The sequence below is a fragment of the Cryobacterium serini genome (assembly GCF_004404025.1).
Classification (GTDB): domain Bacteria; phylum Actinomycetota; class Actinomycetes; order Actinomycetales; family Microbacteriaceae; genus Cryobacterium; species Cryobacterium serini.
The window spans coordinates 528087-541224 of the sequence record NZ_SOHN01000009.1 but is presented as its reverse complement, the minus strand read 5'-3'; the positions used below and the strand labels follow the sequence as shown (position 1 = coordinate 541224).

Annotated in this window: 10 protein-coding genes; 6 read left to right on the top strand and 4 right to left on the bottom strand. The window is 62.7% G+C overall.

Annotated features, from left to right (window positions below; genetic code table 11):
• Positions 1-24 precede the first annotated feature (24 nt).
• From E3T51_RS08060 to E3T51_RS08050, 3 genes are all read right to left on the bottom strand, one after another.
• Positions 25-1482, bottom strand: a complete 1458-nt coding sequence (locus tag E3T51_RS08060; RefSeq protein ID WP_134529365.1) for a 2-oxo acid dehydrogenase subunit E2 — start codon at positions 1480-1482, stop codon at positions 25-27.
• 62 nt (positions 1483-1544) lie between these two features.
• A complete protein-coding gene (gene lpdA, locus E3T51_RS08055) occupies positions 1545-2918 on the bottom strand; it encodes a dihydrolipoyl dehydrogenase (RefSeq protein ID WP_134529363.1) in 1374 nt (457 codons plus the stop codon).
• A 100-nt stretch (positions 2919-3018) separates the two neighbouring features.
• The gene (locus E3T51_RS08050) at positions 3019-4512 is read right to left on the bottom strand and encodes a leucyl aminopeptidase (RefSeq protein WP_134529361.1); all 1494 of its coding nucleotides are present in this window, start codon (positions 4510-4512) and stop codon (positions 3019-3021) included.
• Between the two features lie 115 nt (positions 4513-4627).
• Between E3T51_RS08050 and E3T51_RS08045 the strand changes: the two genes are divergently transcribed.
• The 5 genes from E3T51_RS08045 to E3T51_RS08025 all read left to right on the top strand — a co-directional run bounded on the left by E3T51_RS08045 (position 4628) and on the right by E3T51_RS08025 (position 10518).
• The gene (locus tag E3T51_RS08045; RefSeq protein WP_104192659.1) at positions 4628-5551 is read left to right on the top strand and encodes a proteasome assembly chaperone family protein; all 924 of its coding nucleotides are present in this window, start codon (positions 4628-4630) and stop codon (positions 5549-5551) included.
• A 69-nt stretch (positions 5552-5620) separates the two neighbouring features.
• Positions 5621-6955 carry an MFS transporter gene (locus tag E3T51_RS08040; protein ID WP_134529359.1) on the top strand — a complete coding sequence of 445 codons (1335 nt, stop codon included), beginning with the start codon at positions 5621-5623 and terminating at the stop codon, positions 6953-6955.
• Positions 6956-7149: 194 nt separating this feature from the next.
• Positions 7150-8439, top strand: a complete 1290-nt coding sequence (locus tag E3T51_RS08035) for an RNA polymerase sigma factor (protein ID WP_134529357.1) — start codon at positions 7150-7152, stop codon at positions 8437-8439.
• A 43-nt stretch (positions 8440-8482) separates the two neighbouring features.
• Complete coding sequence (locus E3T51_RS08030; RefSeq protein WP_134529355.1) at positions 8483-9760, top strand: Mur ligase family protein; 1278 nt, start codon at positions 8483-8485, stop codon at positions 9758-9760.
• On the top strand, positions 9757-10518 hold the full coding sequence (locus E3T51_RS08025; protein WP_134529353.1) for a type 1 glutamine amidotransferase: 762 nt from the start codon (positions 9757-9759) through the stop codon (positions 10516-10518). Before E3T51_RS08030 ends, E3T51_RS08025 begins: the two co-directional genes overlap by 4 nt.
• Before the next feature lie 104 nt (positions 10519-10622).
• Here the strand turns inward: E3T51_RS08025 and E3T51_RS08020 are convergent, their stop codons facing one another.
• Entirely contained in the window at positions 10623-10859 is a 237-nt protein-coding gene (locus E3T51_RS08020; RefSeq protein WP_134516117.1) for a DUF7455 domain-containing protein, read from the bottom strand.
• A gap of 183 nt (positions 10860-11042) precedes the next feature.
• On the opposite strand from E3T51_RS08020, the gene E3T51_RS08015 reads away from it, so the two are divergent.
• The gene (locus E3T51_RS08015) at positions 11043-13121 is read left to right on the top strand and encodes a DNA gyrase/topoisomerase IV subunit B (RefSeq protein WP_174844570.1); all 2079 of its coding nucleotides are present in this window, start codon (positions 11043-11045) and stop codon (positions 13119-13121) included.
• The last annotated feature ends 17 nt before the right edge of the window (positions 13122-13138 follow it).

Here is a 13138-nt window from a genome sequence, read left to right as displayed (position 1 = left end):
GTCCAGAGCCGTAAGTTCAAGCTGTTAGATTCCGAGATTGCCCTCGAACGCACCGGCCTCGAGCCGCGCCTTCATCGTAGTGAGGAAGCTGGCTGCATCCGCACCGTCGATGATGCGGTGGTCGTAAGACAGGGCCAGGTACACGCTCGATCGGATCGCGATCGAATCAAGGCCGTCGTTGGTGACAACAAGCGGCTTCTTGTAGACGATTCCGGTACCAAGGATGGCGCTCTGCGGCAGGAACACGACGGGCGTATCGAACAGGGCACCACGCGAACCGGTGTTGGTCAGCGTGAACGTTCCACCACTCAGCTCGTCGGGCTTGAGCTTGTTGTCCCGCGTACGAGCGGCGAGGTCCGCGATTTGAGCGGCGAAACCGGCCAGGTCGAGTTCCCCGGCGTTGCGTACGACCGGAGTCAGGAGACCACGTTCTGTATCAACAGCAATGCTGATGTTTTCCTGGGCCGGGTACACGATCGTGTCACCGTCGATCGTGGCGTTCACGATCGGGATGGCACGAAGCGCCTCAGCGGCAGCCAGAGCGAAGAACGGCAGGAACGAGAGTTTGTTGCCGGACTTCTCGGCAAAAGCTGCCTTGACCCGATCGCGCAGCAGGGCTACACGAGTGACATCCACCTCGACCACTGTCGTGAGCTGAGCGGATGACTGCATCGAGATGACAGCACGCTCGGCGACAACCTTGCGCAGGCGGGACATCGGCTGAGTCGTTCCGCGCAGCGGTGAGACCTCGATAACGGGCGCCGCTACGGCAGTGCCGACCGCGGAAGCGGCCTGGACGATGTCTTCCTTGCGGATGCGTCCGCCCACGCCGGTGCCGCTGATCGTCGACAGGTCAACGCCGGCCTCGTTCGCCAGCTTGCGCACAATCGGCGTGACGTAACCGCTGGTTCCAGCGTGTGAGCCTCGAGTTGCCGGCGCAGCAGCAGCCGGTGTCTGCACAGCAGGAACGGGGGTCGGCGCGGCTGGTGCCGGGGCAGCCACCGGAGCGGCTGCAACGGGCGCCGGGGCAGCCACCGGAGCGGCTGCAACGGGCGCCGGGGCAGCGACCGGAGCGGCTGCGACGGGTGCCGGGGCAGCCACCGGAGCCGCTGCAACGGGCGCCGGGGCAGCCACCGGAGCGGCTGCGACGGGCGCCGGCGTAGCGACCGGCGCCGGGGCGGGCGCAACGGGCTCGGGCTCTTCAACGGCAGCCGGTGCCTCAACGACCGGTGCCGCTGCGCCGGAGCCATCGCCGATCGTGACGAGCGGGGTTCCGACCTCGACAGTCTCGTCTTCCTGCACCAAAATGGCTTCGATGATGCCCGCGACCGGGGACGGGATTTCCGTGTCCACCTTGTCGGTCGATACCTCGAGCAACGGCTCATCGACCTCCACGCGGTCGCCCACGTTCTTGAGCCAGCGGGTGACCGTGCCCTCTGTGACACTCTCTCCGAGTGCCGGGAGGCTGACGGATTCGCTCATGCGTATGTCTCCTTCAAAACCGTTTGCTTGTCTGAAAATTGGTAGAAAATGGTGGGAGCCGACTACATCGCGTGAAGCGGCTTGCCAGCAAGCGCCAGGAACGCCTCGCCCAGCGCTTCATTTTGCGTCGGGTGCGCGTGCAGGAACGGTGCGATGTCCTCCGGGTACGCTTCCCAGTTCACCACGAGCTGGCCTTCACCGATGAGCTCACCAACGCGGGCACCGATCATGTGGATTCCCACGATGGGGCCGTCCTTGACACGCACCAGCTTGACCGAACCGGCCGTGCCAAGGATCGAGCTTTTGCCGTTTCCGCCGAGGTTGTATTCGTAGGTGGAGATCTGGTCGGCGCCGAACTTGTCGGCGGCCTTGGCTTCGCTGTAGCCGACGGAGGCGACTTCAGGATCCGAGTAGGTGACCTTGGGGATATTCAGGTCCTCGACGATGATCGGGTTCAGCCCGGCGATTTCTTCGGCAACGAAGATGCCCTGCTGAAAACCGCGGTGGGCGAGCTGCAGGCCGGGCACGATGTCGCCCACGGCGTAAACGCCGGGGATGTTCGTGGCGAGGCGATCATCGGTGATGACAAATCCGCGGTCCAGGGTTATGCCGACCTCGTCAAAGCCAAGACCGGCGGTGACCGGGCCACGCCCGACAGCCACAAGCAGCAGGTCGGCCTCAACGGTCGTGCCATTCTCGAGCGTGACGACAACGCCGGAGTCGGACTGAGTGACGCTCTGAAAGCGGATGCCGAGAGAATACTCGATACCGCGCTTGCGGAACGCGCGCTCGAGCTGCTTGGAAATCGACTCTTCTTCGTTGGGCACGAGGTGCGGCAGTGCCTCGATGATCGTGACCTCGGCGCCGAATGACTTCCAAACGCTCGCGAACTCGACGCCGATGACGCCGCCGCCGAGCACAGCAACCTTCTTCGGAACATAGTCCAGGGCAAGTGCGGTCTCGCTCGTGATGACACGGCCGCCGATCTCCAGGCCGGGCAGCGAACGGGAATAGGAACCCGTGGCCAGGATCACGTTCTTGCCGACGATCAAGTCGTCACCGACCTGAACGGTCGTCGGGGAGACCAGATGCCCCTCGCCTTCGATCACGGTGATCCCGCGCGCTTTGACCAGGCCCTGCAGCCCCTTGTACTTGCTCGCCACGATGCCCTCGCGGAACGCGGTGACGGCAGCGATATCGATGCCCTCGAACGCGGTCTTGACGCCGTATTTGGCGGCTTCACGGCTGACGTCGGCGACTTCGGCCGAGTGCAGGAGGGCCTTGGTGGGGATGCAACCGACGTGCAGGCAGGTGCCGCCGAGTTTGCCCTTCTCGATCAGACCAACGGTGAATCCCAGCTGCACGGCACGCAGCGCTGCTGCGTATCCACCGCTTCCGCCACCGAGAACGACAATGTCAAAATTCTGTTCCGACACTCAGCTACTCCCTCGCGCATTACGCTCTGTCACGACGGCCGACGGATTATGCTCATCGGCCACGTGGTTTGACAAGCTTTTTCTTGCCCCTTCGACTGTACTACGGGCGTGAAAAGTCCTCGGCCAGTCGAAGAAGCGCCCGAACGGACACGCCGGTTGGTCCGACACCGGTGAAACCCCAACCGGATCCGGAATTCTGAGCCGGCCCGGCGATGTCGAGGTGGGCCCACGGAATAGTTTGGCCAGCCGCGCCTGTTCCGATGAATTCCCTCAGAAATACCCCGGCGAGAAGCATCCCGCCGGCCGTGCTGCCGATTTTTGCATTTGCGATGTCGGCGACGTCAGAATTGAGGGTGGCGCGCAATTCCTGCGGGAAAGGCATGGGCCAGGCCGTCTCGCCGGTCGCGGCGCTGGCTGCGAGCACGTGCTGCACGAGAGTGTCATCTCCCATCGCGCCGAAATACCGGTTGCCGAGGGCCACGACAGCGGCGCCGGTCAGGGTTGCGACGTCGATGATGGCGTCGGGATGTTCTTCACCCGCGGCGACGAGTCCGTCGGCGAGCACGAGGCGACCTTCGGCATCCGTGTTGAGCACCTCGACGGTGCGTCCGCCGCGCAGGCGCAGCACGTCGTTGGGGCGGATGGCCGATCCCGACGGCATGTTTTCGGCGATACACATCCATGCGGTGATGCGAACAGGGAGCTGGAGCCGGGCCGCGGCCACCACCACGGCCAGCACGGTGGCGGCGCCAGTCATGTCGTACTTCATGCCCACCATCGATGCCGGCGGCTTGAGCGAGAGTCCGCCGGTGTCGAACGTTATGCCCTTGCCAACGAGGGCGAGGTGTTTGGCGGCACCGCTCGGGCTGTAGCTGAGCTTGACCAGGCGCGGCGGGCGAGTGGAACCCGCACCGACGCCGGCAATGCCGCCGAACCCGTCGGCTGCGAGCTGACGCTCATCCCAGACGATCACCTCAAGCGGCAGGCCACGTGCGGCGTCGACCGCCAGGTCGGCAAGCGAGGCCGGGTATAGATCGAGCGGCGGCATATTGACAAGGTCCTTGACCAGAGCAATCGCTTCGGCGCTGACCCGGGCGCGTTCCACAGCGGATGGCGCCGGGGTCGTACTGTGCACGACAACGCTCCGGGCCGGCAGTTTCGCCGCAGCCAACGAACTGTGCCGGTAGGCCGTATAGGAGTAGCCGCCGAGGGCAGCCCCCTCCAGTACAGCTTCGACCTGGTCGGCATCGTCCATGGGTATTGAGAAGGCCACCGAGGCTGCACCGGTCAGCTGCCGTACGGCAGATCCGGCCGCGTGTCGAAGGGCCTCGGTATTGAGCAGGTCTCCCAGTCCGACAACGGCGATACTGCGCGGTGTCCCGACCGTGACGACCAGGCGCACCACCTCGTCACGCGCGCCGGTCGCATTCAGGAGCGGCAGCTGAGCCGTCACCGACTTGATCAGATCCTGACCGAGTGTGACATCCGCGAGCAACCGCACCCCGTCATCCGTTTGGAGTGAAGCCAGAATGAGGATATCGGCGGTGGAGGCCTGCGCGGACTCGGTGGACAGGGACAGGGAGGGAACAGTCATACCTCGATGGTATCCGTGGCGTTCCTGGCCACCCGCTCTGGGCTGTTCGCTCAGGGCACGATGGTGAAAACCCCAAAAGACAGCAGGAATGGGCGCCTCGGATTACAGTTAAGGGATGTCAGACCCCGAGGATCTCTACGAACTCACTGCCGACGCTGAAGGCGTCCCGGAGGGACTACACCTGATCATGGGACTCACCGGCTTCGCGGATGCCGGTGGCGCGGTAGCGCAGTTCACCGACTATTTGCTGACCACGCTGGATCACACCGTCGTTGCGTCGTTCGATACCGATACCCTGCTGGACTATCGTGCCCGGCGTCCGATCATTTACTTCGATCAGGATCACCTCACGAACTACCAGCCGCCTTCGCTCCAGCTGTACCTTGCCCGCGACGAGATCGGTCAGCCATTCCTTTTTCTGACCGGCTTCGAACCAGACTTTCGCTGGGAGCAGTTCACTGCGGCCATGCTGCAGCTCGTTGACCGATTCACGGTTTCCTCGACGACCTGGATGCACGCCATTCCAATGCCCGTTCCGCACACGCGCCCGATCGGTGTGACGGTCAGTGGCAATCGTTCCGATCTCATCGAAAATCGATCGGTCTGGCGACCGCACACGCAGGTAGCCGCCAACGTTTTACACCTTCTGGAGTTCCGCCTGCAGGAACGTGGCGCATCTACCGTCGGCTATGTATTGCTCGTTCCGCACTATCTGGGTGATACCGAGTTTCCGGCCGCAGCCCTCAGCGCGTTGGAGAGCACGAGTGCGTCAACGGGTTTGATTTTTCCGACCGATCGCCTGCGCGAAGCAAACAGAGAATTTGTCGCGCGCATCGACGACCAGGTGCAGAGCAATCCGGAGCTGGCCAAGCTTGTGGGCACCCTCGAGCAGCGCTACGACGCCTATATGGAGGGGAGCACGCTGCGTTCACCACTCACCGACGAAGACGGCGAGTTGCCGTCAGCCGATGAGATCGCCGCAGAACTCGAGAACTTCCTCGCCCTGCGCCGCAGCCGCGATGACGGCGCCAACAGCTGAAACCAGCTCACGTAACGCGATGACTTGCCGTGAAGTGCCGGTCGGGTTGAACGCGATAGGTTAGATCCAGTGAACTCGTCTCGATCCACCCTGATCTTTATCGTCGGGTCGTTCGCGTACCTGTCGGCCGTGCTTCAGCGCACGTCAATGGGAATCGCCGGGGTGGCCGCTACGGAAAAATTCGGTGGCTCGGCCGCCATTCTCTCGAGTCTGGCCGTCGTGCAGCTCATCGTTTACGCCGCCGCGCAGATTCCGGTCGGGGTATTGATCGACCGATACGGTCCGCGAGGGCTCATGATCACGGGAACCGCGCTCATGGTCACCGGCCAGATCACCCTGGCCCTGGCACCGGATATCTCGGTCGCCGTCATCGGGCGCATTCTCGTCGGCGCGGGTGATGCGACCATTTTCATCTCGATGATCCGCCTTATCAGCTCCTGGTTTAGCGGTCGCATCGTTCCCCTGTTGAGCCAGTGGATGGGCAACATCGGCCAACTCGGTCAGGTGCTCTCCGCGGTGCCCCTGGCTTGGCTGCTGCACGCGCGCGGCTGGACGCCGGCCTTCCTCTCGGCGGCCTCCGTGGCCGTTATCGCCCTGATCGTGATCATCATTTTCGTGCAGGACCGACCCAAAGACGCGATTGCGCGCGTGCAGGCCAACAGCCTTCGAATGGCGCTGACCCAGCTGCGGCACAGTTTTCGGCGCCCGGGAACCCAACTCGGGTTCTGGTCTCATTACGTTTCGCAGTCTTCCGGTACCGTGTTCAGCCTGTTGTGGGGCTATCCATTCATGGTCTTCGCCCTCGGCTACAAACCCACGTTTGCGGCCGGCATGCTCACAGTTTTGGTCGGTGCAGGCTTGATATTCGGGCCAATTCTCGGCCTGCTGACGGCGCGCTACCCGCTGCGCCGCAGCAATATCGTGCTCGCCATCGTGACCGGTATCGGCATCGCTTGGGCGATCGTGTTGCTCTGGCCCGGTGTTCCACCACTCTGGACGATCGTGCTGTTGCTCGTCGTGCTTGGAATCGGCGGGCCCGGATCGCTGATCGGCTTCGATTTCGCGCGCACTTTTAATCCACAGCGAAGCCTGGGATCGGCTAACGGCGTCGTCAACGTCGGAGGCTTCACCGCGAGCTTCGTCATGATGTATCTAATCGGGCTACTGCTCGATCTTCAAAACGGATGGCGCGTCGCCGGGGGAGCGGCGAGTGACCTGTATGCGCTCGACGCATTTCGGGTGGCCTTCGCAGTGCAGTACCTCGTCGTCGGACTCGGCATCGGCTTTCTGGTACACGCCCGCCGGCGTACCCGGCGTCAGCTTTCCCGCGACGAAGGAATAGAAGTCGCACCTATTTGGGTTGCACTATCACGTGGCTGGAAACGGCGTAATCCGCAATTGTAGTACGCGTTGTGGCTTGTCGTCCAGACAAACCGTGCAATAATTGAATCTAGGACCCGTTCTGGTCCGGGGCATTCCGAATTCACTTCGGCATGGACATCCCGGGACTTGACATGGGTCCAAGTTCTGCCCAAAAACGCTTCTGGCTCCCTTGAGGTTTTCAGAAGCAGGTACGACTCTGCATGAGAGGTGTTCGAATGGCAACCACCGTCAAGACTGAGGTGACCGATGAGTCTGTCGCGACTCCGGTAGTATCGTCGGTCAAGAAAGCCGTCACTAAGGCCGCCGCCGCGAAGGCCGCTGCCGCCGAAGCTGCTGCGACGAAGAAGTCTACAGCGGCTGACCTGGCTACCGAAAAGCCGGCCCCCAAGAAGCGCGTGACGAAGGCGAAGGTCGTCAAGAAAGACGACGAAGCCGACGTCGTCGGCGGTTCAGAAGCCGAAGACGACGAGTTAGACGAGGACAGCACTAAGCGTTCGGCGCCGACCGAGCCGCTCCCCAGTGGAGCCCTCGTACTCTCGCTCGTTGACGACGACGACGAGGTTCCGGTCTACTCCAGCGCCATCACCGGCGCCACGGCTGACCCGGTTAAGGACTACCTCAAGCAGATCGGTAAAGTCGCCCTGCTGAACGCCGCCGAAGAGGTTGAGCTGGCGATGCGTATCGAAGCCGGCCTGTTCGCTGAAGACAAGTTGTCGGAGATGACCGACGTTGAGAAGAAGAACACGCTGGGCCGTGAGCTGCAGTGGGTCGCCAAAGACGGCGCCAGGGCCAAGAGTCATCTCCTCGGCGCCAACCTGCGCCTCGTCGTGTCACTTGCCAAGCGGTATACCGGTCGCGGCATGCAATTTCTCGACCTGATCCAGGAAGGCAACCTTGGTCTGATTCGTGCCGTCGAGAAGTTCGACTACACCAAGGGCTTCAAGTTCAGCACGTACGCCACTTGGTGGATCCGGCAGGCCATCACCCGTGCCATGGCCGACCAGGCCCGTACGATTCGAATCCCTGTGCACATGGTCGAGGTCATCAACAAGCTCGCCCGCGTTCAGCGCCAGATGCTGCAGGACCTCGGTCGCGAGCCAACTCCGGAAGAACTGAGTCGCGAACTCGATATGACGCCTGAAAAGGTCGTCGAAGTGCAAAAGTATGGACGCGAACCGATTTCCCTTCACACCCCGCTCGGCGAAGACGGCGACAGCGAATTCGGTGACCTCATCGAAGATACCGAAGCCGTCGTTCCCGCCGATGCCGTGGGCTTCACGATGCTGCAGAAGCAGCTCGAGAGCCTGCTTGACTCACTCTCCGAGCGCGAAGCTGGGGTGATCCGTATGCGCTTCGGCCTCGGTGACGGAATGCCGAAGACTCTCGACCAGATCGGTGACACCTTCGGTGTGACGCGCGAGCGCATTCGCCAGATTGAGTCTAAAACGATGGCGAAGCTTCGTCACCCGTCCCGGTCGCAGTCCCTACGCGACTACCTCGAGTAAACGTGACAGTGGCAGGTCCCGCCCCGGTTATGCAGTGCGCTTCGTGAGTTCCCTTCGGTACGCCCCCGCGATTCTGGTCGGTCGAATCGTTCGAGTGCTGGCGCGATGGCGCAAACCGGGCGGCGGCTCTGCCATCCCCGGAGTCGTCGTCAACCGCATCGCCCCGGGCTTTCTGGCCGCGACGCTGAACGGTTTTCCACGCGGTCTCGTGATCGTGACCGGGTCAAGCGGCAAATCAACGACGACCAAGATGCTCGTCGCTATTCTTCGCGCCCACGGCCTCTCCGTGTTCACCAACCAGTCGACGGCCAACATCAGCCAGGGTCTGACCAGCGCCCTTCTGGAACAGGTCAGTCTCGCTGGCACGTTCGCCGACGATGTTGCCGTGCTAGAAATGGATGAAGGACACGGCGCGTTCATCGCCAGGTCCCTGACTCCGCGAGTCGTTGCCCTGACCAACGTCATGGTCGACCAGATCGATCGGTTCCACGATTCCGAAATGGTCGCTGCCCTTCTGGAGAAAATCGCCGCTCGGGCGACGGAATCCGTCGTGCTCAATGCCGATGACCGGTACCTGGCCGACCTCGGCTCTGCCCTCAAACCAGGCATTGCGGTGTCCCGCTACGGTGTGACAGCCGAGGTTCTCGCTGAGTATCCTCGTGGACTCGGTTATGCCGACACCGCACCGACTCGCCTGCCGGCCGGAAGCGGGCTACAGCTCACTCGGGTGGTCGGCCGAGACGCCGACGTGCAGTTTGCCACGGGTATTCACAGCATCCGCCTACCTGCCCGCGGCATCCACTATGCCGTCGACGCGCTGACCGCCTTGAGCACGGCTAGCGTGACGCTCGGCGAACGCTTCTCTCCGGAAATGGCCTGTGCGGCGTTGTCGGCTCTGCCGGCCGTGTTCGGCCGCGGCGAAGTGGTGACCGTCGGTGGCAAAACCATCGAGTTTGTTCTGGTGCAAAACCCGTCGAGCTTTCAGCTCAATGTCGACAGTCTCGTACCGGGCACAGAGCAAATTCTGGTCATTATCGGCTCGGACGTTCGCGACCCGTCGTATTTCTGGCCGGTGGACACGTCCGGGCTCGGCCACGTGCTTATGGCTTCCGGACTCAAGGCGCACGAGATCGCCCTGCAGCTGGCCTATGACGACGTTGCCGTTGACCGCATTGAACCGGATGTACCGACTGCCCTCGACGCGTTCCTGGCTCTGCCCGATCCCGCATCCGGGGTGAAAACCATTATCTTTTCCGCCGACGGAATGCGGCGCACGCGCGCGCACCTCGGCCTCGTCTCCAACTCTGAGGACCCGGTATGACCGCCACTTCGCCTGACCGGCCCTTCACGGTCGTTTCGCTGCTGCCGCGCCTGCTCAACACGAATGGCGATGCCGGTAACGCCAGAGTGCTCGCGCAGCGCATTCGGTGGAGCGGCCACGACGCGCTGGTGGTCGAGGTGCATTCTCGCGCTGACCTGCCCGAACACGTGGACGCGGTGACAATCGGTTCAGGAACGGACGCTGACCTCCTACCGGCCAGGGACGCACTGCGGACACTGGTCGAAGAACTGCGCGTCTGGTCCAACTCCGGTGTGCCCATTCTGGCCGTCGGAACTGGCTGGGAATTGCTGAGCTGGGGCATCGAGCTCGCCGATGGTTCTGTGCTGGAGGGTCTCGGGCTCGTGGCCGGCCACGCCGTGCCGCGTGCTGCACGCGCAACCGATGACATCATCGTCGCGTCGAAGTACGGGCGGTTGATCGGGTTCGAGAACCATGCCCGCGACTATGTCGGCGCCGACGCCAGTCCACTCGGACGGGTGATCTACGGCATCGGTAACTCGGATACCCGGGCGAGCGGACCGCAGATTGAGGGGCTGACCATGGGCGAGGTATTCTGTACCCACCTGCACGGGCCGGTGCTCGCGCGCAACCCGGCCCTGGCCGATCACCTGTTGCAGGCAACTTTCACCCGATCCGGACTCGACTATGTACGCGGAGCACGGTCAGTGTCCGTCGATGAAACCGCGCGGGCGGCACGCAATCAAGTGGCCGTGCGGCTCGGACAGGCAGCCGAATAGCGCCCTATTAGACGAAGTACGACCCTCAACAACGAGAAAGCCGCGCAGGCCGCCAGCCGAAGCCAGCCGCCTGCGCGGCATCCGTTTCAAAGTCGCTGAGTCAACTAGGAACGCTGATCTTCGAGCAGCCGGCTCGATTCGTCGTGCCAGCTTTCAGCGATGGCCGCGAGTTTTTCCTGGTGCTTGCGGCCGTGGTGCGCGCAGAACAGCAGTTCGCTGTTCTTCACGACGACACGAATGTAAGCCTGGGCACCGCAAGCGTCGCAGCGGTCGGCTGCGGTGAGCTGATGGGGGGCACCCTGGTTGGCTACGGCACCATTTTCGGTGGCGATCTGGGACATTTTCTCCTCCTCCAGATTGAATGCATGAACCCTCTTAACTAATGTAAACACGTCGAAGGAACTATGACGAGATGAATGGCCGGTATTTCGCTCACCGCGTAGACGTGTTGTGGTCAGTGGCGAGTCGCGACCAGCCGGTTCCGCGCGAAAACTTGCTAGTCGGTGCCGGTATTCTTAGATGTTGTGAACTCTGATTACTCCGCGCGCCACCTGTCCGTCCTTGAGGGACTCGAGGCAGTGCGCAAACGCCCCGGCATGTACATCGGTTCCACCGACTCGCGCGGGTTGATGCACTGCCTGTGGGAGATCATCGACAACTCCGTCGATGAAGCCCTGGGCGGACACGGTGCCAGCATCAACATCGAGCTGCACCCAGACCACAGCGTCGAAGTACGCGACACCGCCCGGGGAATCCCGGTCGATATCGAGCCCAAGACCGGACTGACCGGCGTTGAAGTCGTGTTTACGAAACTGCACGCCGGAGGAAAGTTCGGCAGCGGATCGTACGCGGCATCCGGTGGTCTGCACGGAGTGGGAGCATCCGTCGTCAATGCTCTCTCCGAACGTCTGGATGTCGAAGTCGACCGCGACGGCAAGACCTGGGCCATGTCGTTTCACCGAGGCGAACCGGGCCTGTTTGCCGACGCGGGGCAAAAGAGCCCCGATGCCCCGTTCACTCCGTTTGAGAACCAGAGCGAGCTGCGGGTGATCGGAAAGGTCAAGCGCGGCGTCACGGGAACCCGCATCCGCTATTGGGCCGACCGTCAGATCTTCACCAAGGGCGCCACGTTCCAGACCGACGAGGTACTGGGTCGCGCCCGTCAGACCGCATTCCTCGTACCCGGCCTCGCGATCGAGGTTGCCGACCGGCGCACCGATGAGCCCGTCATCAGCCTGTTCCAGTTCGACGGTGGCATCTCCGAATTCGTCGAGCACCTCGCTACGGATGCCCCCATCACCGATACCTGGCGACTGACCGGCAGCGGTACCTTCAGCGAAACCGTGCCAGTGCTCACCGACAAAGGTGCCATGGTGCCCACCGAACTCGTTCGCGACTGCCAGGTGGATATCGCCCTGCGCTGGGGGACCGGCTACGACACGATCGTGCAGAGTTTCGTCAACATTATTGCCACGCCAAAGGGTGGAACCCACCAGGCCGGCTTCGATGCCGGTCTGCTCAAATTTCTTCGCGGTCAGGTCGAACTGAACGCCCGACGACTGAAGGTCGGCAGCGACAAGCTCGACAAGGACGACGTGATGGCGGGCCTCACCGCCGTACTCACGGTGCGTCTGCCCGAACCGCAGTTCGAGGGGCAGACGAAGGAAGTGCTCGGTACGCCAGCGGTTCGGGCAATCGTTGCCAACGTGGTCGCCAAGACCATGGCTGAGCGCTATGCCTCGCCGAAGCGCGACGACAAGACCCAGTCAGCGGTGCTCCTCGACAAGATCGTCGCCGAGATGAAGTCGCGCATCTCCGCCAGGGCACACAAAGAGACCCAGCGGCGCAAGAACGCCCTCGAGAGTTCTTCCCTGCCGGCAAAGCTGGTCGACTGCCGCAGCAACGACGTATCGACGAGTGAGCTCTTTATCGTTGAAGGGGACTCGGCCCTCGGCACCGCCAAGCTGGCTCGCGACAGCGAGCATCAGGCACTTTTGCCGATTCGGGGCAAGATCCTGAACGTGCAGAAAGCGTCGGTTGCCGACATGCTCTCCAACACGGAGTGCGCCTCGATCATTCAGGTAATCGGCGCCGGTTCCGGGCGCAGCTTCGACCTATCGGCAGCGCGCTACGGCAAGGTCATCATCATGAGCGACGCCGACGTCGACGGCGCCCATATTCGTACCCTGCTTCTCACGCTGTTCTTCCGCTATATGCGTCCGATGATCACCGAGGGCCGCGTGTTTGCCGCCGTACCGCCGTTACACCGAGTCGTCGTGATGAACCCGGGAAGCAAGCCCAACGAAACCATCTACACCTACTCGGAGACCGAACTACACGGGGTCCTCAGCGCGCTCGAGAAGAAGAACCGGCGTTATCAAGATCCAATCCAGCGCTACAAGGGCCTTGGGGAAATGGATGCCGACCAGCTCGCCACCACGACCATGGAACGCGCCCACCGCACGTTGCGGCGGGTGCGCGTCGCCGATGCCGAGTCCGCCGGCAAAGTGTTCGAGCTGCTGATGGGCAACGACGTTGCCCCGCGTAAAGAGTTCATTATCGACAGTTCCGACAAACTCTCACGGGACCGCATCGACGTCTAGCCAGTCGCTATCGCCGC

What these genes read in the sequence shown, in the direction of transcription:
- E3T51_RS08045 (WP_104192659.1), top strand. Translation starts at nt 4,628, where the DNA reads ATGTCAGACCCCGAGGATCTCTACGAACTCACTGCCGACGCTGAAGGC.
- E3T51_RS08060 (WP_134529365.1), bottom strand. Translation starts at nt 1,482, where the DNA reads ATGAGCGAATCCGTCAGCCTCCCGGCACTCGGAGAGAGTGTCACAGAG.
- E3T51_RS08050 (WP_134529361.1), bottom strand. Translation starts at nt 4,512, where the DNA reads ATGACTGTTCCCTCCCTGTCCCTGTCCACCGAGTCCGCGCAGGCCTCC.
- E3T51_RS08020 (WP_134516117.1), bottom strand. Translation starts at nt 10,859, where the DNA reads ATGTCCCAGATCGCCACCGAAAATGGTGCCGTAGCCAACCAGGGTGCC.
- E3T51_RS08035 (WP_134529357.1), top strand. Translation starts at nt 7,150, where the DNA reads ATGGCAACCACCGTCAAGACTGAGGTGACCGATGAGTCTGTCGCGACT.
- E3T51_RS08025 (WP_134529353.1), top strand. Translation starts at nt 9,757, where the DNA reads ATGACCGCCACTTCGCCTGACCGGCCCTTCACGGTCGTTTCGCTGCTG.